27 protein-coding genes are annotated in these 26,127 nt (G+C 71.9%); 17 read left to right on the top strand and 10 right to left on the bottom strand.

Annotation, left to right across the window (positions count from 1 at the left end; genetic code table 11):
* Position 1: 1 nt before the first annotated feature.
* Positions 2–1,219 carry a glycosyltransferase gene (locus ACOWU6_RS04165; protein ID WP_421074822.1) on the top strand — a complete coding sequence of 406 codons (1,218 nt, stop codon included), beginning with the start codon at positions 2–4 and terminating at the stop codon, positions 1,217–1,219.
* A 1-nt stretch (position 1,220) separates the two neighbouring features.
* Here the strand turns inward: ACOWU6_RS04165 and ACOWU6_RS04160 are convergent, their stop codons facing one another.
* Positions 1,221–1,373: a hypothetical protein gene (locus tag ACOWU6_RS04160; RefSeq protein ID WP_421074821.1), complete on the bottom strand. Its 153-nt coding sequence runs from the start codon at positions 1,371–1,373 to the stop codon at positions 1,221–1,223.
* 84 nt (positions 1,374–1,457) lie between these two features.
* Between ACOWU6_RS04160 and ACOWU6_RS04155 the strand changes: the two genes are divergently transcribed.
* Positions 1,458–2,465 (top strand): GlxA family transcriptional regulator, encoded by a 1,008-nt coding sequence (locus tag ACOWU6_RS04155; RefSeq protein WP_421074820.1) that lies wholly within the window; start codon positions 1,458–1,460, stop codon positions 2,463–2,465.
* A 9-nt stretch (positions 2,466–2,474) separates the two neighbouring features.
* Here ACOWU6_RS04155 and ACOWU6_RS04150 read toward each other — a convergent pair whose 3' ends face one another.
* The gene (locus ACOWU6_RS04150; RefSeq protein ID WP_421074819.1) at positions 2,475–3,014 is read right to left on the bottom strand and encodes a small multidrug efflux protein; all 540 of its coding nucleotides are present in this window, start codon (positions 3,012–3,014) and stop codon (positions 2,475–2,477) included.
* 157 nt (positions 3,015–3,171) lie between these two features.
* Here ACOWU6_RS04150 and ACOWU6_RS04145 point away from each other — a divergent pair, with 157 nt between their 5' ends.
* The 3 genes from ACOWU6_RS04145 (at position 3,172) to ACOWU6_RS04135 (ending at position 7,189) form a co-directional block, all read left to right on the top strand.
* Positions 3,172–4,353 carry a sensor histidine kinase gene (locus tag ACOWU6_RS04145; RefSeq protein WP_421074818.1) on the top strand — a complete coding sequence of 394 codons (1,182 nt, stop codon included), beginning with the start codon at positions 3,172–3,174 and terminating at the stop codon, positions 4,351–4,353.
* Positions 4,350–4,952 (top strand): response regulator, encoded by a 603-nt coding sequence (locus ACOWU6_RS04140; protein WP_421074817.1) that lies wholly within the window; start codon positions 4,350–4,352, stop codon positions 4,950–4,952. Before ACOWU6_RS04145 ends, ACOWU6_RS04140 begins: the two co-directional genes overlap by 4 nt.
* Before the next feature lie 89 nt (positions 4,953–5,041).
* Positions 5,042–7,189 carry an ATP-dependent Clp protease ATP-binding subunit gene (locus ACOWU6_RS04135; protein ID WP_421074816.1) on the top strand — a complete coding sequence of 716 codons (2,148 nt, stop codon included), beginning with the start codon at positions 5,042–5,044 and terminating at the stop codon, positions 7,187–7,189.
* A gap of 66 nt (positions 7,190–7,255) precedes the next feature.
* Here ACOWU6_RS04135 and ACOWU6_RS04130 read toward each other — a convergent pair whose 3' ends face one another.
* The 5 genes from ACOWU6_RS04130 to ACOWU6_RS04110 all read right to left on the bottom strand — a co-directional run bounded on the left by ACOWU6_RS04130 (position 7,256) and on the right by ACOWU6_RS04110 (position 12,119).
* Entirely contained in the window at positions 7,256–7,846 is a 591-nt protein-coding gene (locus tag ACOWU6_RS04130) for a nitroreductase family protein (protein ID WP_421074815.1), read from the bottom strand.
* Positions 7,847–8,018: 172 nt separating this feature from the next.
* Positions 8,019–9,146 carry an ABC transporter permease gene (locus ACOWU6_RS04125; RefSeq protein WP_282978396.1) on the bottom strand — a complete coding sequence of 376 codons (1,128 nt, stop codon included), beginning with the start codon at positions 9,144–9,146 and terminating at the stop codon, positions 8,019–8,021.
* Positions 9,143–10,027, bottom strand: a complete 885-nt coding sequence (locus ACOWU6_RS04120) for an ABC transporter ATP-binding protein (protein WP_282978398.1) — start codon at positions 10,025–10,027, stop codon at positions 9,143–9,145. Before ACOWU6_RS04120 ends, ACOWU6_RS04125 begins: the two co-directional genes overlap by 4 nt.
* A 119-nt stretch (positions 10,028–10,146) precedes the next feature.
* Positions 10,147–10,803: a response regulator gene (locus ACOWU6_RS04115; RefSeq protein ID WP_421074814.1), complete on the bottom strand. Its 657-nt coding sequence runs from the start codon at positions 10,801–10,803 to the stop codon at positions 10,147–10,149.
* Positions 10,800–12,119: a sensor histidine kinase gene (locus ACOWU6_RS04110; RefSeq protein ID WP_421074813.1), complete on the bottom strand. Its 1,320-nt coding sequence runs from the start codon at positions 12,117–12,119 to the stop codon at positions 10,800–10,802. Before ACOWU6_RS04110 ends, ACOWU6_RS04115 begins: the two co-directional genes overlap by 4 nt.
* A 153-nt stretch (positions 12,120–12,272) precedes the next feature.
* On the opposite strand from ACOWU6_RS04110, the gene ACOWU6_RS04105 reads away from it, so the two are divergent.
* The 4 genes from ACOWU6_RS04105 to ACOWU6_RS04090 are packed head-to-tail and all read left to right on the top strand — an operon-like array spanning position 12,273 to position 14,653.
* Positions 12,273–12,710 (top strand): VOC family protein, encoded by a 438-nt coding sequence (locus ACOWU6_RS04105; RefSeq protein ID WP_271172568.1) that lies wholly within the window; start codon positions 12,273–12,275, stop codon positions 12,708–12,710.
* A gap of 4 nt (positions 12,711–12,714) precedes the next feature.
* On the top strand, positions 12,715–13,425 hold the full coding sequence (locus ACOWU6_RS04100; protein WP_421074812.1) for a winged helix-turn-helix transcriptional regulator: 711 nt from the start codon (positions 12,715–12,717) through the stop codon (positions 13,423–13,425).
* A 15-nt stretch (positions 13,426–13,440) separates the two neighbouring features.
* A complete protein-coding gene (locus ACOWU6_RS04095; RefSeq protein WP_421074811.1) occupies positions 13,441–14,079 on the top strand; it encodes a dihydrofolate reductase family protein in 639 nt (212 codons plus the stop codon).
* A 34-nt stretch (positions 14,080–14,113) separates the two neighbouring features.
* The gene (locus ACOWU6_RS04090; protein WP_271172571.1) at positions 14,114–14,653 is read left to right on the top strand and encodes an AAA family ATPase; all 540 of its coding nucleotides are present in this window, start codon (positions 14,114–14,116) and stop codon (positions 14,651–14,653) included.
* Here ACOWU6_RS04090 and ACOWU6_RS04085 read toward each other — a convergent pair whose 3' ends face one another.
* On the bottom strand, positions 14,654–15,496 hold the full coding sequence (locus tag ACOWU6_RS04085) for an exodeoxyribonuclease III (RefSeq protein ID WP_271172572.1): 843 nt from the start codon (positions 15,494–15,496) through the stop codon (positions 14,654–14,656).
* 358 nt (positions 15,497–15,854) lie between these two features.
* On the opposite strand from ACOWU6_RS04085, the gene pyrE reads away from it, so the two are divergent.
* Both pyrE and ACOWU6_RS04075 read left to right on the top strand, forming a co-directional pair.
* Positions 15,855–16,433, top strand: a complete 579-nt coding sequence (gene pyrE / locus ACOWU6_RS04080) for an orotate phosphoribosyltransferase (protein ID WP_271172573.1) — start codon at positions 15,855–15,857, stop codon at positions 16,431–16,433.
* Positions 16,434–16,505: 72 nt separating this feature from the next.
* Positions 16,506–17,411, top strand: coding sequence for an ROK family protein (locus tag ACOWU6_RS04075; protein ID WP_421074810.1), 906 nt, complete (start codon positions 16,506–16,508; stop codon positions 17,409–17,411).
* Between the two features lie 124 nt (positions 17,412–17,535).
* Here the strand turns inward: ACOWU6_RS04075 and ACOWU6_RS04070 are convergent, their stop codons facing one another.
* Entirely contained in the window at positions 17,536–18,015 is a 480-nt protein-coding gene (locus ACOWU6_RS04070; RefSeq protein WP_421074809.1) for a hypothetical protein, read from the bottom strand.
* Positions 18,016–18,101: 86 nt separating this feature from the next.
* Between ACOWU6_RS04070 and ACOWU6_RS04065 the strand changes: the two genes are divergently transcribed.
* From ACOWU6_RS04065 to ACOWU6_RS04040, 6 genes are all read left to right on the top strand, one after another.
* On the top strand, positions 18,102–18,707 hold the full coding sequence (locus ACOWU6_RS04065; RefSeq protein ID WP_271172576.1) for a helix-turn-helix domain-containing protein: 606 nt from the start codon (positions 18,102–18,104) through the stop codon (positions 18,705–18,707).
* A gap of 123 nt (positions 18,708–18,830) precedes the next feature.
* Entirely contained in the window at positions 18,831–20,033 is a 1,203-nt protein-coding gene (locus tag ACOWU6_RS04060) for an amidohydrolase family protein (protein ID WP_421074808.1), read from the top strand.
* A 35-nt stretch (positions 20,034–20,068) separates the two neighbouring features.
* A complete protein-coding gene (locus ACOWU6_RS04055; protein WP_421074807.1) occupies positions 20,069–21,661 on the top strand; it encodes an ABC transporter substrate-binding protein in 1,593 nt (530 codons plus the stop codon).
* A gap of 1 nt (position 21,662) precedes the next feature.
* Entirely contained in the window at positions 21,663–22,715 is a 1,053-nt protein-coding gene (locus tag ACOWU6_RS04050) for an ABC transporter permease (protein WP_271172579.1), read from the top strand.
* A complete protein-coding gene (locus ACOWU6_RS04045) occupies positions 22,712–23,524 on the top strand; it encodes an ABC transporter permease (protein ID WP_421074806.1) in 813 nt (270 codons plus the stop codon). Before ACOWU6_RS04050 ends, ACOWU6_RS04045 begins: the two co-directional genes overlap by 4 nt.
* Entirely contained in the window at positions 23,521–25,128 is a 1,608-nt protein-coding gene (locus tag ACOWU6_RS04040) for a dipeptide ABC transporter ATP-binding protein (RefSeq protein ID WP_271172581.1), read from the top strand. The genes ACOWU6_RS04045 and ACOWU6_RS04040 overlap by 4 nt, the downstream gene beginning before the upstream one ends.
* A gap of 117 nt (positions 25,129–25,245) precedes the next feature.
* Here ACOWU6_RS04040 and ACOWU6_RS04035 read toward each other — a convergent pair whose 3' ends face one another.
* On the bottom strand, positions 25,246–26,064 hold the full coding sequence (locus ACOWU6_RS04035) for an HAD-IIA family hydrolase (protein ID WP_282978413.1): 819 nt from the start codon (positions 26,062–26,064) through the stop codon (positions 25,246–25,248).
* Positions 26,065–26,127: the final 63 nt, after the last annotated feature.

The raw sequence follows: 26,127 nt of genomic DNA, 5'->3' as shown, positions 1-26,127 counted from the left end.
CGTGCACATCGTCATCTTCGGCGACCAGCACGTCGAGACGCTGGGCGGGGCGCAGGTCTCGACGCGGCTGCAGCGCAGCTTCCTCGAGCGGGCGGGTCACGTCGTCACCGTCGTCGCGCCCCGGCGCTGGTCGCGCGACCCCGTGAACCGCGACGACCCCGCCTACCTCGACCTGCCGTCCGTGCCCGTCACGTGGGACCGCGAGTACTCGTTCGCCTGGCCGGGTGCCTCGGCCGACGCGTTCATCGACCGCGCGCTGACCCGCCGGGTCGCCCAGGGCACGCCGCTGCCCGACCTCGTGCACGTCCAGGCCGACTTCTGGGGCGCGTTCCTGGGGCATCGCCTCGCGCGGCGGCTCCGGGTTCCGGTCGTGCACACCATGCACAACCGGGTCGACGTCGGCATCGAGGCGACCGCGCCCTTCCCGGGTCTCGTCCTCCGGGCGCTCAACGCGTGGCGACGACGTGCCCTGCCCGGCTCAGGACCGGGCGACGACGGATGGGCGTACCTGCGCGGCCTCGCGCGCGGTGCGTCGGCGGTGACGGCGCCGTCGCGCCACTTCGCGCGGCGGCTCGAGGAGCACGGGGTCTTCGCGCCCGTCGACGTCGTGTGGAACGGCATCGACGACGACGTCCGCGCGCGCGTGCTGCAGGCCGCCCCGATCCTCCGTGCCCCCGGGCGTCCGCGCTTCGTGTGGCTCGGGCGCATGTCGCCCGAGAAGCGGCTCCTCCCCGCGCTCGAGGCCTTCGCCGACGCCGGCGTGCGCGCCGAGCTGGATGTCATCGGCGGGGGCTTCGAGCTCGAGAAGGCGCGGCGACTCGTGGCGCAGCGGGGGCTCGGCGACCGCGTGCGGTTCGCCGGCCGGCTCCCCTACGAGCAGACTCTCGCGCGCATCGCAGCCGCCGACGCCCTCATCCAGACCTCGATCGGCTTCGAGACCCAGGGCATGACCCCGTTCGAGGCGGCGACCCTCGGCACGCCGTCGATCATCAGCGACCCCGACATCGCGGGCGAGTTCGACGGCGGCATCTGGGGGGTGCCCGCGCCCGACGACGAGCCGAGCCGGATCGCGGCGCTCGCCGCGGCCATCCGCACCGCCGCCGACGACATCGCGGCCGGCACCGCGCCCGTCCCGACCGAGCGCGTCGCCTACGAGTTCCTGCAGTCGTCGCGCACGGCGGCGATGGTCGAGGTCTACGAGCGCGTCCTCGGCCGCTGACTCATCCCTGCACGGGGTTCACGCCGACCGTGTGCGCACGCGCCGCGTCGGCTTCGGATCCGTCCGAGGGCGCGCCGCCGCCCGGGAGCACCGCCGCGGCGACGGCGGCTCCCGCGGCGACCACAAGGGCGGTGACGATGGCGACGACGAGCATGGCAGGAACGCTACGGTTGTGCGATTCCTGCCGCGAGTGGCAGGATGGCCACAGATCGTCGCATTTCTGCCAACCGGAGCGCTCATGAAGACCGTCGCGTGCATCGTCCAGGAGGGGTTCGCCCCGTTCGAGTTCGGGCTGGCGTGCGAGGCGTTCGGCCTCGACCGCAGCGCCGACGGCGTGCCGAGCTTCGACTTCCGTCTCGTCTCCCCGACACCCGGTCTCGTGGCATCCAACCTCGGGTTCTCGATCACGGTCGACGCCGACCTGTCCTTCGCCGACGAGGCCGACCTCGTCGTCGTCACCCCGATCCCCCGGTCGTCGTGGGGCGCGGTCGACGAGCGCGTGTGCGAGGTCATCCGTCGCGCCGTCGCACGCGGAGCGTGGGTGCTCACCGTCTGCAGCGGCTCGTTCGTCGTCGCGGCTTCGGGCGTGCTCGACGGGCGCAGGGCGACGACGCACTGGATGTACGCCGACACGATGCGGCGCATGTACCCGCGCATCGAGGTCGACCCCGACGTCCTCTTCGTGCAGGAGGGCCGCATCATCACGAGCGCGGGCACGGCGGCGGGTCTCGATGCCTGTCTGCACCTCCTTCGACAGGAGATCGGGGCCGAGCTCACGAACCAGATCGCGCGGCGGATGGTCGTCCCGCCGCAGCGCGACGGCGGCCAGGCCCAGTTCATCCTGAACCCGCTGCCGGCGGAGGCGAGCTTGTCGCTCGCGCCGGTCGCCGACTGGGCTCTCGAGAACCTCCACCGCGAGCTGCCCGTCGACGAGCTCGCGCACCGTGCGCACATGTCGCCGCGCACGTTCGCGCGGCGGTTCAAGGCCGATTTCGGCACGACGCCGGCCGCATGGCTCGCGCGCCAGCGGGTCATCCAGGCGCAGCGCCTGCTCGAGCGGACGGACTGGGGGCTCGACCGCATCGCGGCCGACTGCGGCTTCGGCTCGGCCGCGGTGCTGCGCCAGAACTTCTCGCGCGTGCTCGGGATCTCGCCGGCCGCGTATCGCGCGCGCTTCGCGTGCCCCGAGATGGCAGACGGCGACGAGCGGATGGCCGCAGGGGCCGATCCGCTCGTCGCCGCGTAGCGCGGGGCGTCAGCTCGCGATCGAGATGATGCCGGTCAGGGCGAGCGTGATGAGGGTCGTCCAGCCGACGATCGCGATGCCCTGCCAGAAGAGGATGCGCGCGCGGCCCACGCCGGCGGCGGCGAGCATCGTCGCGGTGAACTGCGTCGGCAGGAGGAGCGGGCCGAGGAGGCTCACGCCAGGGACGCCGTAGCGCACGAGCGCCCGCTGGAACTTCTCCCTGCGGGGCGACGCAGCGGGGGCCGCGGCGGCGGTGCCGCCCTCAGCGATCGCGCCGCCGCCCGCGGCCACCGCCACGCGCTCGCGGTGCCGCGTCACGATCGCGCGTCGGGTGCCCGAGCCGAGGAGCACGAGCGCGGCGACGCAGAGGAAGTTGCCGATCGCGCCGGCTGCGGCGGCGATCGCCGGGTGGATGCCGCCGATGATGCCGATCGCCGCGGCGCCCTCGCCCTCGATGAACGGGACGGCGCCCGCGACGGCGACGATGAGCGGCTGGACGAGCTCCGGGACCTGGGCGACGAGGTTCTGGAAGGTCTCGATGAGGTTCATGCTGTGCTCCTGTCGGCTGTGCTGCGGAGGGGTCTCTCCGGCGATGTCTCCACTCCATCGCGCCGTGGTCGATCGCGGCAGTGCCGAGGTGTCACCGGAGTGCGGGAGAGCTGCACGCGCAGGGGGTGACATCTGTCACGGCCGTACTGTGGTGAGAGTGAAGGCGACATCGGGGGACGCCCGTCCGGGCGCGATCGATCTGACGCGCGGCATCACCGCGACATGGTGGTACACGATCAGCGCGGTGATCTTCTTCGAGGCCGTGATCGCCCTGCTCTGGACGACGACCTGGACCGTCGCGAGCGGGGCTGCATGGCAGGGTCTCCTCGCCGGAGCCGTCGGCGTCGTGTGGGTCGCGTGCACCGTGCCCCTCCTCCTCGTGCACCGGTCGCGCAGCGAGTCGGATCCGCTCGTGGCGAAGCGCCTCGTGCCGGTCGTGCTCGTCGCGGCCGCAGCGGGCGCGGTCCTCGGCGTCCTGACGCGCAGCTGGCTCCTCGGCCTCCTGCTCCCCGCGCACGCCGTGGTCCTGCTCAACTGGTCTCGCGGGGTCCGCCTGCGCCTCGTCATGGCGCTGACGGCCGCGCTCGCGGCGGCATGGTGGGTCGACGCTCGCGGCGGCGGGGGCATCCTCGCGGTCGAGGGGGCGCCGATGCTCGCGGCCTTCTGCGTCATGCTGCCGGGCATGGCCGTCCTGTCGCTGTGGTGGTGGGATGTGCTCGTCGCGCTCGACCGCGCGCGCGTCGCGGAGTCGCGGCTCGCGGCGACGCAGGAGCGGCTCCGGGTCGCGACCGACGTGCACGACCTCCAGGGGCACCACCTCCAGGTGATCGCGCTGCAGCTCGAGCTGGCCGAGAAGCTCATGGACCGCGGCGAGACCGGCGCGGCGCTCGAGCAGGTGCGGGCCGCGCGGGTGAGCGTCGCGGATGCCACCCAGGGCACGCGCGACCTCGCGACGCGCTTCCGGTCGGCGCCGCTGTCGGATGAGCTCGCCAACGCGCGCGACCTCCTGCAGGCCGCGGGAGTCGCGGCGGCGCTCGAGATGCCCGCGGATGCCGACGAGGCGCCCGGTGCCGTGCTCGGGCCCGTCATCAGGGAGACCACGACCAACGTCCTGCGGCACGGCGGGGGCCGGATGGCGCGCCTCTCGCTCGCGCGCGTCGACGGCGCATGGCGCTACGAGATCGCGAACGACCGCGCAGGGGCCGCCGAGGCGCGCGACGGCGCCGGCCTCGAGGGGATCGGACGCCGTGTCGCCGAGGTCGGCGGGCGCCTCGACGTCCGGCGGGACCCGGACGCGTTCGCCGTCGTGGTGGAGGTTCCCGAGGAGGTCGTCCGATGATCCGCGTGCTGCTCGCCGACGACGAGGCGATGATCCGCTCCGCGCTCGCGGCGCTCCTGCGCCTCGAGGACGACATCGAGGTCGTGGCCGAGTGCGCCGACGGCTCCGAGGCGGTCGCGGAGGCGCTGCGCGTCGAGCCGGACGTCTGCCTCCTCGACCTCGAGATGCCGGGTCTGGATGGCGTCGAGGTCGCCGCGCAGCTGAGCCGGCGCATCGCGACGCGCTGCGTGGTCGTCACGCGCCATGCGCGGCCCGGGGTGCTGCGCCGGGCGCTCTCCTCGGGCGTCGCGGGGTTCCTGCCGAAGTCGCGCGGCGCGGGCGAGGTGGCCCAGGTCATCCGGCGGGTCGCGGCCGGCGGCCGGTACGTCGACCCGGAGATCGCCGCCGACGCCCTCGCGGACGAGCGCTGCCCGCTCACCCCACGCGAGCTCGACGTGCTGCGCGTGGGACGACGCGGCGAGACCACGGGGCAGATCGCGCGCTCGCTGTCTCTCGCGCCCGGCACGGTGCGGAACCACATCTCGGTGATCCTCGGCAAGCTCGGGGTCGAGACACGGCAGCAGGCCGTGCTCATGGCCGAGGAGAGCGGCTGGATCTGAGCCGCGCCCTTCCCCGCGGGTCGCGCGGCTGATAAACTTGAGTCGCTTCGACTCAGGTTTAGAGTCACCGTGACTCAGGGAGGACAGGAATGCAGGCGAACCAGATGCCGCAGCAGGAGGAGCAGCAGAGCGCCCTCGAGCAGTTCGGCATCAACCTCACCGAGCGCGCCAAGCAGGGCAAGCTCGACCCCGTGATCGGCCGTGACAGCGAGATCCGCCGGGTGAGCCAGGTGCTCACGCGGCGCACGAAGAACAACCCCGTGCTGATCGGCGAGCCCGGTGTCGGCAAGACCGCGGTCGTCGAGGGGCTCGCCCAGCGGATCGTCGCCGGCGACGTCGCCGAGAGCCTCAAGGGCAAGGAGCTCATCGCCCTCGACATCTCCGCCCTCGTCGCGGGCGCGATGTACCGCGGCCAGTTCGAGGAGCGCCTCAAGAAGGTGCTCCAGGAGATCACGGAGTCCGAGGGCCGCGTCATCACGTTCATCGACGAGCTGCACGTGCTCATGGGCGCGGGCGGCGGCGAGGGGTCGGTGGCCGCGGCGAACATGCTGAAGCCGATGCTCGCCCGCGGCGAGCTGCGCATGATCGGCGCGACGACGCTCAACGAGTACCGCGAGTTCATCGAGAAGGACGCCGCTCTCGAGCGCCGCTTCCAGCAGGTCTACGTGGGCGAGCCGAGCGTCGAGGACACCGTCGCCATCCTCCGCGGTCTCAAGGAGCGCTACGAGGCGCACCACAAGGTCGCGATCTCGGATGGCGCGCTCGTCGCGGCTGCGGGGATGTCGCACCGGTACATCCCGAGCCGGCAGCTGCCCGACAAGGCCATCGACCTCATCGACGAGGCCGCGTCGCGGCTGCGCATGGAGATCGACTCCGCGCCGCTCGAGATCGACGAGCTGCGCCGGCACGTCGACCGCCTGAAGCTCGAGGAGCTCGCCCTCAAGAAGGAGAAGGACGCCGCGTCGAAGGACCGGCTCGAGAAGCTCCGCGAGACCCTCCGCGAGGAGGAGGCGCACCTGAAGGGGCTGCAGGAGCGCTGGGAGGCCGAGCGCGCGTCGCTCAACCGCGTCGGCGACCTCAAGACCCGGCTCGACGCCGCACGCAGCGAGGCCGAGCGCGCGCAGCGCGAGGGCAACCTCGAGCGCGCGTCGCGCCTGCTCTACGGCGAGATCCCGGGTCTCGAGCGCGAGCTCGCGGATGCCGAGAAGGCCGAGCGCAGCGACGAGCGGATGGTCGGTGACCAGGTGACCGACGCCGACATCGCGTCGGTCATCGCGGCATGGACGGGCATCCCCGTCGGGCGCCTGCTGCAGGGCGAGACGGAGAAGCTGCTCCACCTCGAGTCCGAGCTCGGCAGGCGGCTCATCGGTCAGAAGGAGGCCGTGAAGGCCGTGTCGGATGCCGTCCGCCGCTCGCGTGCGGGCATCAGCGACCCGAACCGGCCCACGGGGTCGTTCCTGTTCCTCGGCCCCACGGGCGTGGGCAAGACCGAGCTTGCGAAGGCGCTCGCCGAGTTCCTCTTCGACGACGAGCACGCCATGGTGCGCATCGACATGTCGGAGTACGGCGAGAAGCACTCCGTCTCGCGCCTCGTCGGCGCCCCTCCGGGCTACATCGGCTACGAGCAGGGCGGGCAGCTCACCGAGGCGGTGCGTCGGCGACCCTACAGCGTTGTGCTGCTCGACGAGGTCGAGAAGGCCCACCCCGAGGTCTTCGACGTGCTCCTGCAGGTCATGGACGACGGGCGGCTGACGGATGGCCAGGGCCGCACGGTCGACTTCAAGAACGTCATCCTCATCCTGACCTCGAACCTGGGATCGCCGATCCTCATCGATCCGACGATCTCGGCCGAGGCCAAGCGCGAGCAGGTGATGCTCCTCGTGCGGCAGGCGTTCAAGCCCGAGTTCGTGAACCGCCTCGACGACATCGTGATGTTCCAGGCCCTCAGCCAGGACGACCTCGCGCAGATCGTCGAGCTGCAGGTCGACGCGCTGCAGGAGCGGCTGGGCGATCGCCGGCTCACACTCGCGGTGACGCCGGATGCCCGCGCCTGGCTCTCCGAGCGCGGCTATGACCCCGTGTACGGGGCGCGGCCGCTGCGCCGCCTCATCCAGCAGGAGATCCAGGACCGCCTCGCCATGGCCATCCTGTCGGGCGGCGTGCATGACGGCGACACGGTGCGCGTCGACGTCGACGCAGCCGGAGACCATCTCGCCCTCGTGAGCGAGGGCCAGTAGGCCCGGCCGAACGCACGGAGCCGGCCCCGGGAGGATTCCCGGGGCCGGCTCCGTGCGCTCGTCAGGTCAGCGCGCGTCGACGATGACCGTCTCGGCGAGCGGACGGCGCTCGCGCGGCGCGGTCTCGCGCTCGCGGAGCGCCTCGGGGAGGGCGTCGACGTCGCCGAGCTCGCCGAGCGCGACCACGGTCGTCGGGGCGAAGCGCGCGTCGAGCGCGAAGCGCTCGCGGACGACCTCGGGGTCGAAGCCGCTCATCTGGTGGACGACGAGGCCGTCGTGGTGGGCCTGCACCGAGAGGTGCGCGACGGCCTGGCCCAGGTCGTAGACCGCGTGCGAGTTCGCGCGGCCCTCCTCGTTCGCCGTCTCGGCGACCGCGACGATGAGGACGGCGGCGTTCGCAGCCCAGAGCTGGTTGAACTCGACGAGCGACTCGACGACGGCCGCGTGCTCCGCCGTCCCGCGGCGCGCGACGATGAACCGCCAGGGCTGCACGTTGTAGGCCGACGGGCTCCAGCGGGCGGCCTCGAGGGCGCTCGCGAGCTTGGCCTCGTCGACGGCGCCGGTCGCGTCGTAGGCGCGCGGGCTCCAGCGGTCGGCGAGGACATCGAGGACGGGGTGGTCGGTGGCCGCGGTGCGGTCGAGGGTCGTGGCGCCCATGGCGTGCTCCTTGCTGGTCGGTGGACTCGGTGGGCGCCGTTGCCCGATGGGAGAGGGAACCTCCGCGGGGACGATTGTATTCCGGCGCATGCTCTTCGCCGCGAGCCGACGCAACACGCGGAAACGCGAGACGCCGCCGCCCGCGAGGGCGACGGCGTCTCGCGCGTCGGGCTCAGCCCTTCAGGGCGTCCTTGAGCTTGACGCGCGCGCCCATCCGCAGCAGCGAGTTCTCGTAGATCTTGGCGCCGAGTGCGATCACGAGCACGCACGAGCCGAGCAGCACGACGAGCGAGAGGAGCGGTTCCCACCACTGCGCCTCGTTGAAGAAGAGGCGCAGCGGCATCCCGACCGCGGCCGAGAACGGCACGTACGACAGGATCGTCATGACGAGGGGGTTGTCGCCGAGGAAGATGACGAGGAAGTACGGGATCATCGTCAGATACATCACTGGAGCGAGGGTCGGCCCCGAGTCCTCCTGGCGGGAGACGAGGGAGCCTGCAGCGGCGAACAGCGCCGCGAGCAGGATGAAGCCGAAGAGGAAGAACACGGCGAACCAGACCAGGGGCGCACCGAGCCCCTGGAGGAACTCCGTCTGCCCCGTCACGATGAGGCCGACGACGGCGACCGCGATGAGCACCACGATCTGCGCGAGGGCGAGGATGGTGTTGCCGAGAACCTTCCCCGCGAGCAGGACGCGGGCCGGGATCGCCGAGATGAGGATCTCGACGACGCGGGTCTGCTTCTCCTCGATCACGCTCTGCGTGATGGGCGTGCCGAACGACATCGCGGCCATGAAGAAGACCATGCCGAACACGATCCCGAGGATGTAGCGCAGGGGGCCCTCCTCCCCCGCTCCCGCATCCAGCAGCTCGACCGTCGGCGACAGCGACAGCGCCGCGATGACCGACGCCGGCGCCTCGCTCTGCGCGATGACGGTGACGCCGGTCGGCGACGCGTCGTCCTGCACGGCGGCCGCATCCACCTCGCCCGCCGCGACGAGCTGCTCGGCCTCGGCTCGATCGTCGACCTCGATGACCTCGAGGGCGTCCGCCGCGCTCAGCTGCGCCGCCACGGCCTGCGTCGCGGCGACCGGCGTCGTGCCCCCTCCTGCGGCCGAGAAGCCCATCCACAGCACCGCCGCGAGGGCGCCGAGCACGAGGATGGCGGTCGAGATGAGGAACGCCTTGCTGCGCAGCTTCGCGGCGAGCTCGCGCTCGGCGACGAGCCACACGCTCTGCGCGGTCGTGGGGGCGGGCGCCGGGGTGCGGTGCGTCGACCGCACGCTCGTGGGGGTGCTCACTGGATGACCTCCTTGAAGATCTGGGAGAGCGAGGGGTGCTGGGGCGCGAAGCTCGCGACCGCCCCGAGGTCGACGGCCTTGCGCAGCACGCGCTGCGCCGTGTCGTCGGAGTCGACGTCGAAGACCGCGAAGCCGCCCGCGAAGTCGACCACCTGCACGCCGGGCTCGCCGCGGAGCCAGCCGGCATCGCCATCCGACACGAGCTCGTAGCGGTTCGTCGCGTGCTGCTCGCGGAGGGCGTCCCGCCCGCCGGCCGCGCGGATGGTGCCGCCCGCGATGATGACCAGGTCGTCGCACAGGCGCTCGACGACGTCGAGCTGATGCGACGAGAACAGCACGGAGACGCCGTCGGCCGCGCGCTGCTGCAGGACCGACGCGACGGTCTCGACCGCGAGCGGATCGAGCCCCGAGAAGGGCTCGTCGAGGATGAGCACGCGCGGCTCGTGCACGAGCGACGCGGCGATCTGCGCGCGCTGCTGGTTGCCGAGCGAGAGGGTCTCGACGTTGTCGCCCAGGCGCTCGGCGAGGCCGAGCTGCTCGAGCAGCTCGGTGGCCCTGCGGGTGGCCTCCGCCCTGCCGAAGCCGTGCAGGCGGGCGAGGTAGACGATGTGGTCGAGGACCTTCATCTTGGGGTACAGGCCCCGCTCCTCGGGCATGTAGCCGAAGTTGCGGCGCTCCTCCGGCGTGAGCGGCGCGCCGTCGAGCGTGACCTCTCCCCCGTCGCGGGCGAGCAGGCCGAGGACGATCCGCATCGTCGTCGTCTTGCCCGCGCCGTTGCCGCCGACGAAGCCCGTGAGGCGGCCGGGCGCGACGTCGAACGAGACGTCGTCGAGCACCTGCCGCTCGCCGTATCGCTTGGTGATCCCGCGCAGTCTCAGCATCCGCGCTCCCTTCCTCATCGTGTGCTTCACACGCTACGGACGGGCGCGGAGGCGCGCGTCCCCCGCGGGGAGGAACGCGCGCCTCCGTCGCGCGGGGGAGCCGCCTCCCGCGCGAGGCGTCAGGTCAGCCCATGCCGGTGCGCGTATACGACGGCGGCGACACGGTCGCGCGCACCGAGCTTCAGCAGCAGGTTCGACACGTGGGTCTTGACGGTCGCCTCGCCGATGTAGAGCTCGCGCGCGATCTCGCTGTTGCTCATGGCGCGCGCGAGCAGCCGCAGCACCTCGAGCTCGCGCTCCGTGAGACCCGCCGCAGACGGGTCCGCAGGGCTCGCGGGCGCGGCAGGGGCGGACGCCGCGTGCCGCTCGATGACGCGCCGCGTCACCTCGGGAGCGAGCAGCGCGTCGCCCGCGGCGACGACCCGCACGGCGCCCACGAGCTCCTCGGGCCCCGCATTCTTGAGGAGGAATCCACTGGCACCGGCGTCGAGCGCGGAGAAGAGGTAGTCGTCGCGGTCGAAGGTCGTCACGATGACGACCTGAGCCGCCGTTCCGGCCGCGACGATGCGGCGCGTGGCCTCGATGCCGTCCATGTCGGGCATCTGGACATCCATGCAGACGACGTCGGGGCGCAGCTCGGCCGCGCGGGCGACCGCCTCCTCCCCCGTGGCCGCCTCCCCCGCGACGTCGATCCCCGACGCCTCGAGGATCATCCGGAAGCCGGCGCGCATCGTGGCGTGATCGTCGACGAGCAGGACGCGGATGGGCGAGGTCATGACGAATCCTCCTCTGCGGTGACGGGCGAGGCCAGTGGCACGGTCACGCGCACGAGGTAGCCGCCCTGCTCGCGCGGTCGGAGCTCGAGCTGGCCGCCCGAGGCGATCGCGCGCTCGCGCATCCCCAGCTGGCCGAGGCCTGGACGCGCATCGAGCGCGACGCGGCCGGTGTTGACGACCTCGAGCTCGACGGCCTCCGGGGTGTAGCGCACGCGCATCTCGGCGCGGGCGTCGGGGCCGCCGTGCCGACGGGCGTTGGTGAGCGCCTCCTGTGCGATGCGGTACAGGTTGACCTGCACGAGGTCGGGGACGGGCACCGGGTCGCCCACGACGACGTGCCGCGTGGGCGTCCCCGACGCGGTCATCACCTCCGCGAGGGCGGGCAGCCCCTCGAGGGTGAGCGTCGACGGCGCGCCGACCGCGAAGTCGGGATCGCCGTCGAGCGACCGGAGGGTGTCGAGGAGGTGGCGGAGCTCCGCGATCGCCGAGCGCGCCGACTGCTCGACGACCGAGAGGGCGCGGCGCGCCGCCTCCGGGTCCCGCTCGATCACGGTGCGGGCGGCCCCCGCCTGCACCCCCATGGCCGAGACGTGGTGGGCGACGACGTCGTGCAGCTCGCGCGCGATCCGCACGCGGTCGAGGGCGACCGCCTGGGCCGCGGTGAGCTCGCGCTCCTCCTCGAGCTCGCGCGTGCGCCGCTGCAGCACAGCGCGGTCGCGCGCGGCGGCATATGCCCGATTGCCCATATAGTAGGCGCCGCCGAAGTACGCGGCGTTGATGAGCCACATGAGCAGCATGTAGGCGATGTACGGGGAGAGCCCGCCCGGGAAGTTCTCCTGGAGCGCTTCGGTGTCGGTCGCGCCGACGAACGTCGTGACGAGCAGCCACACGAACATGCCGACGATGATGACGACGCGCGCGAGCGCGGCCCGGCGTCGATCGTCGACCCAGGCGCCGATCGTGAACATGCCGATGAACATCGTCACCTGGCTGACGTAGATCTCCGGAACCTGGAACGACGTGGCCACGAAGTACGCAGTGCAGATGACGGCCGCGACCGTGACGGGAAACCGTCGGCGCAGCGCGAGCGGCAGGGTCATGAACACGCTCGCGAGGAGCGACCAGCCGGCGTTCTCGGGCTCCGTGAGGTACGCGCCGGAGACGGCGGTCAGGGCGATGCTCACGATGGCCGCGCCGAAGAGCGCGACCGCGAGGATCGCGTCCTTGCGCAGGTCCCGTGGCGTGACGCGCCGATTCAGCGGCTCTGATTCGTCGATCTCCGCCTCGGGCTCGGCGGGCGCGGTCGTGGCGGTCATCCCTCCACCGTAGGCATTCTGCGCCGTCCCGACATCCGTCGCGAGACGGACGAACTTGCTCTTGACAAGCGTGCTTGCTTTTAACAAGCTGGTGCCGTGCCGCACAGAGGCGGCGCGAGACAGACCAGAGCGATACGCGAGGAGCACACCGTCATGGCCACTCACATCTTCGTCAACCTGCCCGTCACCGACCTCGACCGCGCGAAGGCGTTCTACGAGTCGCTCGGGACGACGATCGTCCCCGAGTTCACCGACGAGAACGCCGCGTGCGTGAAGTGGGACGAGAACGTCTTCTTCATGGTCCTCAAGAAGGAGTACTTCGCGACCTTCACGTCGAAGTCGGTCGTGCTCGGCTCGGAGGGCGCGCAGGTCATCACCGCGCTCAGCCGCGACTCCCGCGAGGACGTCGACGCGATCCGCGCGAAGATCCTCGAGGCCGGCGGATCGGAGAACAAGGATCCCCAGGACTACGGCTTCATGTACTCCGTGAGCATGGCCGACCCGGACGGCAACATCATCGAGTTCCTGTGGATGGACCCGGTGGCGGCGGAGAAGGGCCCCGAGGCCTTCTTCGCCGAGCAGGGAGCCTGATCGCTTGGCAGCACGCAGCTACGGGCAGTACTGCGGCGTGACGACGGCCGTCGAGCTGGTCGGGGAGAGGTGGGCGCTGCTCATCATCCGCGACCTGCTCGTCGGCCCTCGGCGCTACACCGATCTCAAGCAGGGCCTGCCCCGGATCCCCACGAACATCCTCAGCGCGCGGCTCAAGGAGCTCCAGGCGGGGGGCGTCGTGCGTCGCGTGCCCATCGCGCGCTGCGGACTCGTCTACGAGCTCACGCCGTACGGGCGCGAGCTCGAGCCGATCGTGCTCGCGCTCGGACGCTGGGGATTCCAGAGCATGGGGGAGCCGGAGGAGGGCGACGCCGTGACGCCGGACTCGCTCACGATGGCGCTGCGCACCGCGTTCCGCCCGGATGTCGCCGAGGCTATTCCGAGCACGGCATATGAGCTGCACGTCGGGGACGTCGTGCTGCGCGCCGACGTCGCGGGCGGCCAGCTCGCGGTCGCGCAGCTCGCGCCGCCTACGCCGCCCGTCGGCGGGGCGACCCCGAGTGGCGAACCGGACGCCGTCATCGTGGCGGGTCCGGGCATCCGCGGTGTGATCTCGGGCGAGATCGCGCCGCGGGACGCGATCGATCGGCAGATCGCGCACCTCCTCGTGGGCGACGTCTCGCACCTCGAGCGCTTCGCGAGGACCTTCCACATCGACCCCGGCCGCTCGACCGCCACGGCGGAGGCGGCCTGACCCCAGGAGGAGCTCATGGACGAGCAGACGAGCACGCGAGGCCGCATCCGCATCGACCTCTTCACGACCCTCGACGGCGTCGCGCAGGCGCCCGGCGGCCCCGAGGAGGATCCCTCGGGCGCGTTCCCCTTCGGCGGCTGGCAGGCGCCGCTGTTCGACGAGACCGTCGGCCGCGAGGTCGGACAGGCCATCGAGGCCATGGATGCGCTGCTGCTCGGCCGGCGCACCTACGACATCTTCGCCGGCTACTGGCCGCAGCACACCACGGGTGAGAACGGGCCGATCGGGCGGAAGTTCGACGCCGTGCCCAAGTACGTCGCCTCCCGCGGCGAGCCCGATCTCTCATGGCAGGGGAGCGCGCGCATCGGCGACGATCTGGAGGCCGACATCGCGGCCATCCGCTCGCGTCACGCGCTCACCGCCGTGATCGGCAGCATCGACTTCGTGCAGACGCTGCTCTCGCGTCAGCTCTTCGACGAGCTCTGCCTCTGGGTGTACCCGGTCGTGCTCGGCCGCGGGAAGAAGGTCTTCCCGGATGGCGCGGCGCCGGCGACCCTGCGGCTCACGGCGCCGCCGGTGGCGGGGGAGAGCGGAGCGGTCCTGCTGCGGTACGCGCCGGTCGATCTCGAGGTGCGCACCGGGACCTTCGACTGAGCGACGGGAGGGCGCGCGCCGATAGGCTCCTCCGGTGGAGTTCACGGCGCGGCGCATCCTCATCGCCGGGGTGTCCGGCTCGGGCAAGTCGACGCTCGCCGCCCGCATCGCGGAGCGGACGGGCATCCCGCACGTCGAGCTCGACGATCTTCACTGGGGCCCTGGTTGGCAGCCCCGGCCGACGTTCGCTGCCGATGTCCGCGATCTCGCGGCGCGCGACGCGTGGGTGACGGAGTGGCAGTACGCGGGCGCGCGGCCGGTCCTGCTCGCCCGCGCGGAGGCGGTCGTCTGGATCGACCTGCCCACGCGCGTCACGATGGCGCGCGTCATCCGCCGGACCATCCGGCGGCGGATCCGGCGCGAGCGCCTGTGGCGGGCGGGGAACGTCGAGCCGCCGATCCTCTCCGCGCTCGTCGACCCCGACCACATCGTGCGGTGGGCGTGGCGCACACGCGACAAGTACCGCACGGGCGAGGAGGCGCTGCCCGCGCGCCTGGAGAGCCGACCCGACGTGACGCTCGTGAGGCTGCGCACCGCGCGCGAGGTCGCGGACTGGCTCGACGCGCTCGGCTGATCAGCCGAAGATCATCGGCACGTCGTCGTCCTCCGCAGGGGAGAGGTCGAGGTCCACGACGACGGGCACATGATCGCTCGGGGAGTCGCCCTTGCGCTCCTCGCGCTCGATGAACGCGCCCGTGACGGCGTCGGCGAGCGCCCGGGAGCCGAGGATGAAGTCGATGCGGATGCCCTGGTCACGCGGGAACTTCAGGCGCTGGTAATCCCAGTACGTGTAGCCGGAGGGGACGAGCGGGCGGACGACGTCGGAGACGCCGGCGGTCTCGAGCGCGAAGAAGGCGTCGCGCTCGGGCTGCGAGACGTGCGTCGAGACACCCGGCACGATGTCCGGGTCGCCGTTGTCCTCGTCGAACGGGATGATGTTGAAGTCGCCCACGAGCGCGAGCGGGAGGTCGGGCTCCGCCGCGAGCTGGGCGCGCGTCGCCTCGCGGAGCGCCTCGAGCCACCGCAGCTTGTACTGGTAGTGGGGGTCGTTCAGCGAGCGGCCGTTCGGGACGTAGAGGCTCCACACACGGACGCCTCCGACGAGCGCCGAGATCGCGCGCGCCTCGTGCGGAGCGTCGTCGCCGTCGTACCCCTTCTTGAACCCGGGCATCCCCGCGAAGGCGTGCTGCACATCCTCGAGGGGCTCGCGACTGGCGATCGCGACGCCGTTCCACTGATTGAGCCCGTGCGCCTCGACGTGGTAGCCCGCCGCCTCGAACGCGGCGTACGGGAACTGCTCGGGCTTGCACTTGATCTCCTGCATGGCGAGCACGTCGATGTGCTGGCGCTCGGCGAACGACACGATGCGGTCGACGCGCGCGCGGATCGAGTTCACGTTCCAGGTGGCAAGGCGCATGCTCCCAGCCTATTTCCCGCCACGGACACGGCCGTCGCCCCGCGGGGCCGTCGCTTGTTGGGGGCGCTTGTCGGGGGCGTCGCCCTGTCCGGGTCGCGGTTTGCGTCCTGAATCGGCGGTTGGGGGCCGCGAACTGCGACCTGGGCGGGGTGGGTGCCGTTCAGGTCGCGGTTTGCGTCCCGAATCGGCGGTTGGGGGTCGTCAACTGCGACCTGGGCGGGGTGGGCCCTGTCCGGCTCGCGGTTTGCGTCCGGAATCGGCGGTTGGGGGCCGCCAATTGCGACCTGGGCGGGGTGGGTGCGGTCAACGGCGCCGTCGCCGTCCTCCGCGGCAGCCCATCGTCTCTAAGCTGGAGCGCATGGCCATCGCATCCACGCCCGAACTCGAAGCCGACCGCCAGGAGCTCATCCGGCTCATCAAGGAGGACGCGGTCTTCCACGGCGACTTCACGCTCTCGAGCGGCAAGAAGGCCACGTACTACGTCGACATGCGCAAGCTCACGCTCGATCACCGCGCGGCACCCGCGATCGGCCGCATCATGCTCGACCTCATCCGCGATATCGACGGCGTCTCGGCGGTCGGCGGGCTCACGCTCGGTGCGGACCCCATCGCCAATGCGGTCGTGCACGCCTCGGTGGCTGCGGGCACGCCCGTCGACGCCTTCGTCGTCCGCAAGGAGCCCAAGGACCACGGTCGCGGGCGCCAGATCGAGGGGGCCGAGGTCGAGGGCAAGCGCGTCGTCGTGCTCGATGACACGGTGACCACGGGCGGATCGCCGCTCAAGGCCGTCGAGGTGCTGCGCAAGGCGGGCGCCGAGGTGGTCGCGGTCGCGACGATCGTCGACCGGCGGACGGGGGCGCAGGAGCGCATCGAGGCCGAGGGCCTCCGCTGGCTCGCGGCGATCGACCTCGACGACCTGGGGCTCGAGGCCCAGTAGTCACAGCGGCGATCGCGGTCGCCGCTACGCTGTGGGGTGCCCGCGCCTCGGGCCATCCGCAGAGGAGCTCTCATGACCCGCATCGCGCTCGCCGTCGACCTCGGCGGCACCAAGATCGACGCCGCGCTCATCGACGACGAGGGCGCGATCCTCGCGCCTAGCCGGAACCGTCGACCCACGGGGCCCGCCATCACGCCCGACGGCCTCCGCGCGGCCGTGACCGACGTCGTCTCCCGTGCGCTGGCGCACCTGCCCGAGGGCGCGGAGTTCGCGGGCGCCGGCATCGGCAGCGCAGGGCCGATCGACCTCGCGACCGGCTCCATCCATCCGGTGAACATGCCCGGCGTGCACGGCTTCGGTCTCGTCGAGGCGGTTCGCGATGCCGTCATCGCCTCGAGCGGGGAGTTCGATCCGATCGTCCGTCTCCGGCACGACGGCGGATGCCTCGCGCTTGCCGAGTCGTGGCTCGGCGCCGCCGCGGGCGCGCGCACCTCCCTGTCGCTCGTGGTCTCGACGGGCGTGGGCGGGGGAGTGGTGATGGGCGGCATCCCCATCGGAGGGGCGTCGGGCAACGCCGGCCACCTCGGCCAGATGCACGTCGGCGAGCTGACCGTCGAGGAGATCGCGGCGGGCCCCGCGAGCGTCCGCTGGGCGCAGCTGCAGGGATGGCACGGCGAGACCGGCGAGGACCTCGCGCGCTCGGCAGCGGAGGGCGACCGCATCGCCCGGGCGGCGATCGAGCGGTCGGCGAAGACGGTCGGCCAGGCGCTCGCCGACGCGTCGTCGCTGCTCGACCTCGAGGTCATCGCGATCTCCGGCGGCTTCTCGAACGTGTCCGACGACTACGTCGACCTCGTCGCGGCGGCGATGCGCGACTGGGCCGCCCTGCCGTACGCGCAGCGCACCCGCGTGGTCCGCAGCGCGCTCGGCGGCGATGGGCCGATCATCGGCGCCGCCGCGCTCGTGCTGCGCGCCTGACCCGTACGCGGAATCGGAGTGCTGGGGCTGGTGTGGACCCGCGGGACCGACACGCGCACACGCGCCCCGGCCATCCGATTCCGGTGACGCGGCGACCCGCCGAACTCGCGACCCCGCGACCCGCTCAGGCGCGGCGGTAGGCGGCGCGCATGCGCGGCGTCGTGAGGAGCACGCCCACGCCGAGCATGAGAGCGGCGAAGGCGAGCTGCTCGACGGTCATCCAGAGCGGGTAGATCCCGGGGATGGCGGCGATCGCCAGGGTGACGCACGGGAAGATGAACGAGAACAGGCGCATCCGCGAGTAGGCCCAGTACCAGCCCTGCTCGGCCCGGAACGAGAAGTAGCCGAGCCCGCCGGTGAGTCCGAGCACGACCGCGCTGCGCATCCACACCATGAACGGCTCCGGCATGCCCTGCATGGTGAGCCAGAAGGCGATCCCGAGCGCGCTCACGCCGAGCATGATCGCGACCCCGAGGAGCACGCGCACGACGAGCCAGTCGCGGTGCAGGGTCGGATCGGCGAGGCGCACGGCGGGCACGCGGATGTCGCGCTGGCGCCCGGCTGCGAGTCGGTCGATGCGCAGCAGCACCTCGTTCAGACTCACGTCTGAGATCGTACCCGCGGGCCTGCGGCGGACCCCGGGAGGAGCCTCGACGTCGAGACGCCGCCGCGCCGCCTAGTCTGTGGAGCATGAGCGACCCGCACGCCCGCGAGCCCGTGGCCGCCGACTCCCGCCTGGAGCGGACGGTCGGCAATCGCGTGCGGCACCATCGGCTCGCCGCCGGCCTCACGGCGAGCGACCTCGCCGCGCGCTCGGGCCTGTCGCCCGCGATGATCTCCCGCATCGAGTCGGCGACCACCTCCGCAAGCCTCACGACCATCCATCGCCTCGCTCGCGCCCTCGAGGTGCCCGTCGCCTCGCTCTTCCGCGGCGCGGACGCACCGCGCGCCGCGATCGTCGTCAAGGCAGGTGGGGGCACGGAGTCTGTGCGTGCGGGAAGCCGCCAGGGGCACCGCTACGCGAGCCTGGGAAACCTGCTGTCGACGAGCGGACCCTCCCTCGAGCCGGTCATCGTGACGCTCAACGCCGAGGCGGCCGAGTTCCCTCTCTACGAGCACGCCGGCATCGAGTTCCTCTACATGCTCGAGGGCGCTGTCCTCTTCCGCCACGGTGACGACGAGCACGTGCTCGAGGCGGGGGATTCCATCCTCCTCGACGCCGAGACCCCGCACGGCCCGACGGCCGTGATCGCCGGCCCTGCTCGCTTTCTGTCGGTCAATCCGGCAGGCGCCTGACACACGCGTGTAACACCGGACGTTTTACTGTCGGTAAATTAGTTGCGTTGGCCGCAAGATGGCAGACGCGCATGCGACGGACCCACCCTGTCCGACGACGACCGATCGTCCTCTGGAGCACCCGTGCCCGAAAGCACCCTGTCCCGCGTCGCCATCTGGGACGGCACCCGCCCTCTGGGCGCCGGCCGCCTGTCGTGGAACGGCGACGAGATCATCGCCGTCGAGGCCGAAGCGGCGGACGAGACCCCGCGCTTCGCGGTCATCCCCGGGCTCATCGACACGCACGTCCACCTCGGCGGCTACGCCGGCCCGGGCGAGCAGCCGTGGGGATCTCCCTGGTCGCTCGTCACACCCGATGCCGAGAAGGTCTTCCACATCGCGGCACAGGCTCAGCGCGCGATGCGCGCGGGCGTCACGACCGTGCGGGACCTCGCGGGCGACGCGCTGCAGCTCGCCGTGAGCCGGGTCTTCGACGACGGGGTGCAGATCGGCCCGCGCGTGCGGGTCCACGGCCAGGTCGGCATGACGGCCGGGCACGGCGACCTCTTCATCCCGCCTCACTACCCGCATCGCGCTCCCGTGGCCGACAGCCCAGACGAATGCCGCAAACTCGTGCGCCAGTGGGCTCGCCAGGGCGCGCACGGCATCAAGATCTACGCGTCGGGCGGCGTGCTCTCGATGGGGGACCGGGTCGGATGGCGGAATCAGACCGACGAGGAGATCCGCACGGTCATCGACGAGGCGCACGCACTCGCGATGCCCGTCGCGGCGCACAGCCATGACGCCGCGAGCGCACGCCGCGCGCTCGAGGCCGGCGTCGACTCGATCGAGCACGGCACGGGGCTCGTGCCGGAGCTGTGGCCCCTGGTCACCGGCCGCGACGTGCCCGTCGCCCCGACGCTGCTGATCAACGACCGGCTCGCGGATGGCACGGTGCCGGTGAGCGCCGAGGCGCGCGAGAAGGCGGCGGCGGTCGTCGCCGAGCGCGACGCGAACTTCGCGGGCGCCGCCCAGGCGGGCGTGCGCTTCGTGCTCGGCACCGATGCGAACGGCGTCATGGTGCGCTTCGGCGAGCAGCACGCCGAGGTGCGTCTGATGGCGCGCATGTTCGGCTGGTCTGCTGAGCGCGCCCTCGTGTCCGCGACGAGCGACGCGGCCGACGCGATCGGGATGGGTGACCGCATCGGCCGTCTGCGGCCCGGTTTCGCCGCCGACTTCGTCGTGGTCGACGGCCGTCCGTGGGAGGACGCCTCGCACATCGACGTCGACCGCATCGTCGCCGTCGTCTCCCGCGGACGCCTCGTCGCCGGCTCCCTGCCCTCCTGACCCCCCTGCACCACCTCCCCTCGAGAGGATCCACCGTGAACTCATCACCTACGCGCCGCGTGGCGCTCGTCGCCGGCTCCGTCTTCGCGCTCGGCGCGCTCCTCGCCGGCTGCGCCGCGGGCGGCTCTGAGTCCCAGGGCGGCGGCACGCTCGTCTTCGCCGTCGAGACCGACCCGAGCTGCATCGACCCCCAGCAGCCCACGGTGACCCAGGCGCTCTACATCGGGCGCCAGGTCGTCGACTCGCTCGTCGACCAGGATCCCGAGACGGGCGAGATCGTCCCGTGGCTCGCGGAGTCGTACGAGTCGGCCGACGACATGACCTCCTTCACGTTCACCCTGCGCGACGACGTCACCTTCAGCGATGGGACGGCGCTGACGAGCGACGTCGTCAAGGCGAACTTCGACGCGATCGTCGAGATGTCGGCGGACGGCTCGACGGCGACGCTCGCCGGCCAGTACCTCGCGGGGTACAGCGGCACGGAGGTCTCCGATGACCAGACGTTCACCGTGTCGTTCGACGCTCCCAACGCCGCGTTCCTGCAGGGAGCGAGCACGATGAGCCTCGGCATCGTGTCTCTCGCCACCACGGAAGAGACCCCGGAGGCGCGCTGCCAGGATGGCGTGATCGGCACCGGGCCGTTCGTCTACGACTCCTACGCACCCAACAGCGAGGTCTCGATGGATCGTCGCGAGGGCTACGCCTGGGCGTCCCCGCTGCGCGGTCACGAGGGCGACGCCTACCTCGACCGCATCGAGTTCGCCGTCGTCACGGAGGACAGCGTGCGCGTGGGCGGGCTGCAGTCGGGCGAGTTCGACATCGTCGGAGAGCTGCCGTACGCCGATGAGCCCCGCATCTCGGAGGAGGGCTACTCGATCTACGCGAAGGCGAACCCGGGCATCCCGACGAGCCTCATCCCCAACCTCGAGAGCGCCGTCCTCGCCGACGACGCCGTGCGCCAGGCCATCCAGCTCGGCATCGATCGCTCCGAGATCACCGAGACGCTCGGCTATGCCGGCGGTGACGTCCCGACCAGTGCGCTCTCGAGCGGCACCTCCGGATACACGAGCCAGGCGGATGCTCTCGCCTATGACCCGGACGCCGCCATCGCGGTGCTCGAGGCGGCAGGCTGGACGGAGGGAGCGGACGGCATCCGCGAGAAGGACGGCCAGCGTCTCACCTTCACGGCGACCGGCTTCTATGAGCAGCAGATGATGGAGCTCATCCAGCTGCAGCTGAAGGAGATCGGCGTCGACATGCAGATCGACTTCACCGACGCAGGCGGGTTCTTCGGCGCGATTGCGGAGCGCAGTTACGACGTGCTGTTCGCGGCGCTCACGCGCACCGGCCCCGACGCGCTCGCCGTGATGTTCGAGCAGGCAGCGCCGTCGCACTGGGCCGTCGTGGACGACGCCGACCTGGAGGCGATGCTCGTCTCGCAGGCGGCGACGAGCGACGAGACCGCGCGTCAGGCCATCCTCGACGACATCCAGGCGACCGTGATCGACCAGGGCTACCTCTTCCCGATCCTCGAGGTCTATCAGCTGCACGCGTCCCAGCCGGAGGTGACGGGCTTCGCGTTCGACTCGGCGTCGCGCTTCCACCTCTACGATGTGGAGCTCGGCTGACATGACCGCGGCGGGAACGTCACGGGGCGCCGACCTCCTCAGGCGGATCGGCGCGCCCCTCCTCCAGTTCGTCTTCGTGGTCTGGGCGACCTACACCGTGACGTTCCTGCTCATCCGCGTCCTGCCCGGCGATCCCGTGCTCGCCGCGCTCGCGGTGCAGTCGGGAGATGCGACGACCGTCGACCCCGAGCAGCTCGCGGCGCTGCGTGAGGAGGCCGGGCTCGCGGGCGGCCTCCTCGAGCAGTACCTCTCGCAGCTCGGCGGACTCCTCACGGGAGACCTCGGCACGTCGCTCGCCACGGGGCGGCCGGTCGCGCAGATGATCGCGGACGTCGTGCCGGGCACACTCGTCGTCGCGGCGCTCGCGCTCGTCATCGGGGTCGCGATGTCATTGGTCATCGGCTTCCTCGCGTACCTCTCGCCGTGGCGCTGGCTGCGCGAGACCCTCGTCCAGCTGCCGCCCCTCGGCGTCGCCGTGCCTGCGTTCGTCACGGGGCTCGTGCTCATCAGCGTGTTCTCGTTCGGGCTCGGATGGCTGCCCGCCTCGGGCGCGCGCTCGCCGCTCAGCGTCGTGCTTCCCGCCGTCACGCTCGCCCTCCCCGTCGGCGCCATCTTCTTCCAGGTCTTCTCCGCGGCCATCCGCGAGGCCGAGTCGAGCGCGTACGTCTTCACGGCCGATGTGAAGGGCCTCTCGCGACTCGCCGTCTTCGGGCGGCACATCCTGCGGAACGCGCTGCTGCCGTCGGTGACGAGCATCGGCCTGCTCATCGGCTTCCTCGCCGGTGGAACGGCGGTCGTCGAGACAGTGTTCTCGCGCGACGGCATCGGGCGCGTCGTCGTCGCCGCCGTGCAGGCGCGCGACGTCAACGTCATCCAGGGCGTCATCATCGTCGTCGCGGTGGTCTACGCGCTCACGGCGCTGCTCGTCGACCTGTCGTACCCGCTGCTCGATCCGCGGCTGCGCCCCCGCGGGCGGACACGCTCCGTGCGCGCGGAGCCGGCTTCCGCGGTCGCCGCGGTCGACACCCCCGCTCGGAAGGAGGAGCTCCGATGAGGGCCCGCCTGCTGCGTCCGACGACGCTCCTTTCTCTCGCGATCGTCGCGCTCGCCGCGGTCATGGCCCTTGCGCCGCAGCTGCTCGCGCCCGGCGATCCGCTCGCGGGAGATCCGTCCGTCCGTCTCCTCGCGCCGGGCGGCGGGCACCTCTTCGGCACCGACGCGCTCGGCCGAGACGTCTACACGCGCGTCGTGCACGGGGCCTTCCTGTCGCTCGCGGCCGCGACGGCCGCGGTGCTCGTGGGAGGTCTCGTCGGGGGAGCGGTCGGCCTCGTGTGCGGCGCCCTGCGCGGACGCGTCGGGCGCGTCGTCGACTTCATCGTCATGCGGTTCGTCGACGTGCTCATCGCCGTGCCCGGCATCCTGCTCGCTCTCATCGTCGTCGCCACGCTGGGGTTCGGCCCGTGGAGCATCGCGCTCGGCGTCGGCCTCGGCGCCGCCGGCAGCTTCGCCCGCGTCATGCGCGCGCAGGTGCTGCGCGTGCGCGGCGAGGAGTACGTCGAGGCGGCGGCGACGCTCGGCGTGAGCCCTCTCGCCGTCCTCGGCCGGCACATCCTGCCGAATGCGATGCGTCCTGTGCTCGCGATGGCCGCACTCGAGCTGGGCACGGCCATCCTGTCGGTCTCGACGATCAGCTTCCTCGGGTTCGGCGCGCAGCCGCCCGCGCCGGAGTGGGGCGCCCTTGTCAGCGACGGCCGCGACTACATCGCCACCGCCTGGTGGCTGACGGTGCTCCCGGGTGCCGTCATCGTCTGCGTGGTGCTCGCCGTCACCCGCATCGCGCGCGTGATCGGAGTGGAACGATGAGCGACGACATCCTCCGGGTAGAGGGCCTCCAGGTCGCCTACCGCACCGGGCGGCGCGAGGTGGAGGCGGTGCGCGGCGTCGATCTGCGCGTGCCGCGGGGAGGCATCGTCGCGCTCGTGGGCGAGTCGGGCTCGGGCAAGAGCAGCGTCTCGCAGGCGCTCGTGCGCCGACTGCCGGAGAACGGACGGATCGCGGGCGGTGCGGTGCGCTTCGCGGGCCTCGACCTCGCGCGGGTGCGCGAGCGAGAGCTGCGGCGCATCCGCGGCGGACGCATCGGCTTCGTGCCACAGGACCCCAACGCCTCTCTCAACCCCGTCCTGCGCATCGGCGAGCAGATCGCCGAGGGCCTGCGCCTGCACGTGCGGATGACTCGGGCGGATGCCGCCGCGCGCGCCGTCGAGATCCTCGGCGAGGTGGGTCTGTCGCGGCCGGAGCTGCGCGCGCGCCAGTACCCGCATGAGCTGTCGGGCGGCATGAAGCAGCGCGTGCTCATCGGCATGGCGTGGAGCTGTGACCCGGAGCTCGTCATCGCCGACGAGCCCACGAGCGCCCTCGATGTCACCGTGCAGCGTCGCGTGCTCGACCAGATCGAGGAGCTCGCGGCATCTCGCGGCACCGCCGTGCTGCTCGTGACGCACGACCTCGGCGTCGCGAAGGACCGCGCTGACCGCGTCGTCGTGATGCAGCAGGGGCTCGTCGTCGACGAGGGCACGACCGACGAGGTGCTGGGATCCCCGCGCACCGGCTACACGCGCGAGCTCGTCGCGGCGGCGCCGGGGCTCACCAGTCGTCGCCTCGAGCCGACGATCGTCGGCGACTCGACGCCGGCGCCCGACGGGCCGCCGCTCCTCGAGATCGAGGGCCTGCGGAAGACGTTCGGCGACGTCGTCGCAGCCGACGGCGTCTCCTTCGCGGTGCCGGAGGGCGAGACGGTCGCACTCGTGGGCGAGTCGGGATCGGGCAAGACGACGACGGCGCGTATGGCCGCGCGCATTGTCGACGCCGACGGCGGGCGGATCCTCTTCCGAGGCGCTGACATCACGGCCCTTCGCGGCGCGGGGCTGCGCGAGTGGCGGCGCGAGGTGCAGGTCGTCTATCAGAACCCGTTCGGCAGCCTCGACCCGCGGATGAGCATCGAGCGGATCGTCTCCGAGCCGCTGCGCGCCTTCGGCATCGGCAGCAGGGCGGAGCAGGCTCGGCGCGTGCGCGACCTCCTCGCCTCCGTGCGGCTCCCCGGTGACGTGGCCGAGCGCCTGCCGGCCGAGCTCTCGGGGGGACAGCGGCAGCGGGTCGCGATCGCCCGGGCGCTCGCGCTGCAGCCGAAGATGCTCGTGCTCGACGAGCCCGTCTCGGCACTCGACGTCTCGGTGCAGACGCAGATCCTGCAGGTTCTCGTCGACCTGCAGGCGCAGCTCGGGCTCGGCTACCTGTTCATCACGCACGACTTCGGCGTCGTCCGGCAGATCGCCGACCATGTCGTGGTGATGCGGGCGGGGCGCGTCGTCGAGCAGGGACCCGCGTCCCGAATGCTCGTGACTCCTGGTTCGGATTATGCCCGCGAGCTGCTCGAGGCGGTGCCGGGGAGCGTGCCGTCGCGACGATGACCTGAGGCGCTCAGTCGTCGTCGCGGTTGCGGCGGATGTACTGCCAGACGAACGCGACGAGGGTGCCGGCCGTGATGACGAACGTCGCGGCGAAGAGCAGGTCGCGCTCGGACATCCTCACACCCCCGCGTCGAGCTCGGCGCCGCCCTCGCCCTCGACCTCGGGGTCGAGCAGCTCCGCGACCGAGGTGACGATCTCGTCGGGCCGGAACGGGTACTGCTCGATCGAGGTCCGCGTGCTGATGCCGGTCATGACGAGCACGGTGTGGAGCCCCGCCTCGATGCCCGCGACGATGTCAGTGTCCATGCGGTCGCCGATCATGCCCGTGTTCTCGCTGTGCGCGCCGATCCGGTTGAGGGCCGACCGGAACATCATCGGGTTGGGCTTGCCGACGATGTAGGGCTCCTTGCCGGTCGCCTTCGTGATGAGCGCGTTGATCGCGCCCGTCGCGGGCAGCACGCCCTCAGCGCTCGGCCCGGTCGCGTCGGGGTTCGTCGAGATGAAGCGGGCGCCGTTGTTGATGAGGCGCACGGCCTTCGTGAGCGCCTCGAACGAGTAGTTCCGGGTCTCGCCGACGACGACGTAGTCGGGATTCGTCTCGGTCATGATGAACCCGGCCTCGTGCATCGCCGTGAGGATGCCGGCCTCGCCGATTACGAACGCCGAGCCGCCGGGGCTCTGCTGCTTGAGGAACGCCGCCGTCGCGAGGGCGCTCGTCCAGATGTGCTCCTCGGGGACGTCGATGCCCGAGCCGCGCAGACGGGCCGCGAGGTCGCGGGGCGTGAAGATCGAGTTGTTCGTGAGCACGAGGAACGGCGTGCCGGTGTCGCGCCACTGCGCGAGCAGCTCGGACGCGCCGGGGATGGGCTGCTCCTCGTGCACGAGGACGCCGTCCATGTCGGTCAGCCAGCACTCGATCTCGTCGCGTCGCGCCATGGCATCAGCCTAGAGAGCGCGCGGCTCGGCCGCGACGCTCCGCGCGCCGGACGCGGTTTCCGG

It is taken from the genome of Microbacterium sp. SA156 (assembly GCF_049065455.1).
Lineage (GTDB): Bacteria > Actinomycetota > Actinomycetes > Actinomycetales > Microbacteriaceae > Microbacterium > Microbacterium barkeri.
This window is presented reverse-complemented; position numbering and strand designations above follow the sequence as displayed.

What these genes read in the sequence shown, in the direction of transcription:
- ACOWU6_RS04160 (WP_421074821.1), bottom strand. Translation starts at nt 1,373, where the DNA reads ATGCTCGTCGTCGCCATCGTCACCGCCCTTGTGGTCGCCGCGGGAGCC.
- ACOWU6_RS04155 (WP_421074820.1), top strand. Translation starts at nt 1,458, where the DNA reads ATGAAGACCGTCGCGTGCATCGTCCAGGAGGGGTTCGCCCCGTTCGAG.
- ACOWU6_RS04150 (WP_421074819.1), bottom strand. Translation starts at nt 3,014, where the DNA reads ATGAACCTCATCGAGACCTTCCAGAACCTCGTCGCCCAGGTCCCGGAG.
- ACOWU6_RS04140 (WP_421074817.1), top strand. Translation starts at nt 4,350, where the DNA reads ATGATCCGCGTGCTGCTCGCCGACGACGAGGCGATGATCCGCTCCGCG.
- ACOWU6_RS04135 (WP_421074816.1), top strand. Translation starts at nt 5,042, where the DNA reads ATGCAGGCGAACCAGATGCCGCAGCAGGAGGAGCAGCAGAGCGCCCTC.
- ACOWU6_RS04130 (WP_421074815.1), bottom strand. Translation starts at nt 7,846, where the DNA reads ATGGGCGCCACGACCCTCGACCGCACCGCGGCCACCGACCACCCCGTC.
- ACOWU6_RS04120 (WP_282978398.1), bottom strand. Translation starts at nt 10,027, where the DNA reads ATGCTGAGACTGCGCGGGATCACCAAGCGATACGGCGAGCGGCAGGTG.
- ACOWU6_RS04115 (WP_421074814.1), bottom strand. Translation starts at nt 10,803, where the DNA reads ATGACCTCGCCCATCCGCGTCCTGCTCGTCGACGATCACGCCACGATG.
- ACOWU6_RS04110 (WP_421074813.1), bottom strand. Translation starts at nt 12,119, where the DNA reads ATGACCGCCACGACCGCGCCCGCCGAGCCCGAGGCGGAGATCGACGAA.
- ACOWU6_RS04105 (WP_271172568.1), top strand. Translation starts at nt 12,273, where the DNA reads ATGGCCACTCACATCTTCGTCAACCTGCCCGTCACCGACCTCGACCGC.
- ACOWU6_RS04095 (WP_421074811.1), top strand. Translation starts at nt 13,441, where the DNA reads ATGGACGAGCAGACGAGCACGCGAGGCCGCATCCGCATCGACCTCTTC.
- ACOWU6_RS04085 (WP_271172572.1), bottom strand. Translation starts at nt 15,496, where the DNA reads ATGCGCCTTGCCACCTGGAACGTGAACTCGATCCGCGCGCGCGTCGAC.
- pyrE (WP_271172573.1), top strand. Translation starts at nt 15,855, where the DNA reads ATGGCCATCGCATCCACGCCCGAACTCGAAGCCGACCGCCAGGAGCTC.
- ACOWU6_RS04075 (WP_421074810.1), top strand. Translation starts at nt 16,506, where the DNA reads ATGACCCGCATCGCGCTCGCCGTCGACCTCGGCGGCACCAAGATCGAC.
- ACOWU6_RS04065 (WP_271172576.1), top strand. Translation starts at nt 18,102, where the DNA reads ATGAGCGACCCGCACGCCCGCGAGCCCGTGGCCGCCGACTCCCGCCTG.
- ACOWU6_RS04050 (WP_271172579.1), top strand. Translation starts at nt 21,663, where the DNA reads ATGACCGCGGCGGGAACGTCACGGGGCGCCGACCTCCTCAGGCGGATC.
- ACOWU6_RS04045 (WP_421074806.1), top strand. Translation starts at nt 22,712, where the DNA reads ATGAGGGCCCGCCTGCTGCGTCCGACGACGCTCCTTTCTCTCGCGATC.
- ACOWU6_RS04040 (WP_271172581.1), top strand. Translation starts at nt 23,521, where the DNA reads ATGAGCGACGACATCCTCCGGGTAGAGGGCCTCCAGGTCGCCTACCGC.
- ACOWU6_RS04035 (WP_282978413.1), bottom strand. Translation starts at nt 26,064, where the DNA reads ATGGCGCGACGCGACGAGATCGAGTGCTGGCTGACCGACATGGACGGC.